This window comes from Candidatus Megaera venefica, assembly GCF_034554655.1.
GTDB classification, from domain to species: Bacteria; Pseudomonadota; Alphaproteobacteria; order Rickettsiales; family Rickettsiaceae; genus Megaera_A; species Megaera_A venefica.
This window is the reverse complement of sequence record NZ_JARJFB010000222.1, coordinates 1-1,979: the sequence shown is the minus strand read 5'-3', so window position 1 is coordinate 1,979 and position 1,979 is coordinate 1. Positions and strand designations below refer to the sequence as shown.

The following is a 1,979-nucleotide window of genomic DNA, read 5'->3' as shown; positions in this document are numbered from 1 at the left end:
TTGCGTGGCAGTTGAGGGGGATGATTCTTTTGCAATTATGCCATGTGTTCGTAGGCCAGTTAATTTGAATTACGCTAAAAAAACAATTTGTTTACGTAAAAAACAATTCAACACGTATAGTTTTTCGTAGATTTTATAATTATATGAATATTGACAATCCATCTTCTCCAATAATGCGTTATCAAAAAAGCGCAAAGAGAAAAATCAATATCATTTCAGCGCGATACCCTAGCATAACTAAAGCCATAATCGAATTTAATTCCATAGCTGAAAATGCGGCTAATGAAATTATCGAAGATACAATCTGGCAAGCCACGATTGATTTCGAAGTAGATGACATTAATACAAAATTACCATCGGGAGCACGATTTAACTTCACAATAATAGATTATCAGCTAAAACTATTAAAGGATAAAAAAAATAAATAAGTCATGAAAAAATTAATTATACCAACTGCAATATTAAATGGGACAACTAAATTTCATGGTGTAAACTCGCCCCGTTCACACTTGGTATTGGAACAAACGCAAGATCCCAAAAATGGCATTAGATCCCTTTCTAAACTCTCTACTGTGCGGCAAGCGCAAGGAGTACAAAATGTACATGAGGATTCGAACACAGGACCAATGCCGCAATTGTCCGCAGGAATAGAATTTCAAAAGCGGTCTATTGTCAATAATACCTCAAGTATTATCTCAAGTGGGCTTAATATCTCGTTAATTTTGAATTTTAATATTATAATATTCTTAGCTATATTTTTTACAACCTCCACTGCTTTTGCAATAAGGGAATCAAGACCCACTCCAGTTGATAGCAGAATTAGAGTTATGGTGTATAACCCTGATGACGTATTTAAATTCACTGGATATTATGGCTATCAAGCTAGTATTGAACTTGCTAGTAACGAGGAAGTAATAAGTATTTCCATGGGAGATACTACTTCATGGCAAATAGTTCCAGCTGGCCACAGAATATTTATCAAACCCATGGAACCAGACGCAACCACTAACCTTACTTTAATCACCAACAAACGAACCTATTTTTTCGAACTATATGCTGAAGAAACAACAGATATTCGTGATCCAGGCATGGTATTTAATGTTAAATTTATATATCCAGATGAAGAAGATGAAGATCATATTCGTACTTTTTCTAAAAGCGATAGCAAAGGACCAGACCTTAAGCATCCGGAGAATTTTAATTTTTATTATTCTATAAGCGGTAATGAAGAAATTGCACCAATTAAGATATTTGATGATGGCGAGTTCACATACCTACAATTTAGAGATAAGAATAACGAGATTCCAGCAATATTTGCTGTAGACGAAGATCTTATGGAATCAATGGTCAATTTTCGTTTAGACCCTAATAACAGCAACTTAGTGGTCGTAGAACAGGTATTTAGGAAGCTTACTTTAAGAGCTGGCAAGAAAATTGTTTGCGTGTTTAATGAAACTTACAAACCTTATTAAGGAAGAAATAGTAAATCCCATTATGGGATTTATCTAATTAAACCCCATACCGTGTTAACTAGTCCCTCCGTCAAAACTCTCCCCGCCTGAATTAACAAGGGGTTTCATGTCATAAACAGCTTACAAAATCCATAAGAAAATGGTATAATTACCGCATAAAGCTTACGGATTTTAAAATTATGCCTATAGAAAATATTACTTTTCTCCAAAAACAAGAAAGGTTATTTGAAGAGAAATTATCTACAAAACTAAATCCTAAAAACAAGTTATATAAACTAAGGGATTTAGTAAATTGGTCTGAACTTGAAGCCAGAGCATTGCCTAACATTGAAATCAAGCAATTTGGTAGAAATAAGAAAGATCATAGAGTAATGCTAGCACTATCAATGCTTCAAGCTATGTACAACGGTTCTGATTCGTTTACGGAGGAAGAGCTAAAGGAAAATATTTATTGGCAATATTTTTGTGGTTATGAATATTTGCAGCAAGATCTTGATGTGTCTGAAG

General features: G+C 34.0%; 3 protein-coding genes. All 3 read left to right on the top strand.

All coding sequences use genetic code 11. The features are described 5' to 3' along the window. The first annotated feature begins 68 nt into the window (after positions 1-68). Complete coding sequence (locus Megvenef_RS09170) at positions 69-428, top strand: VirB8/TrbF family protein (protein WP_322777622.1); 360 nt, start codon at positions 69-71, stop codon at positions 426-428. A 306-nt stretch (positions 429-734) separates the two neighbouring features. Next, positions 735-1,472: a P-type conjugative transfer protein VirB9 gene (gene virB9, locus Megvenef_RS09165; protein ID WP_410519778.1), complete on the top strand. Its 738-nt coding sequence runs from the start codon at positions 735-737 to the stop codon at positions 1,470-1,472. A gap of 179 nt (positions 1,473-1,651) precedes the next feature. After that, positions 1,652-1,979: transposase (locus tag Megvenef_RS09160; protein WP_322776028.1), on the top strand; the 328-nt coding region annotated here is incomplete at its 3' end.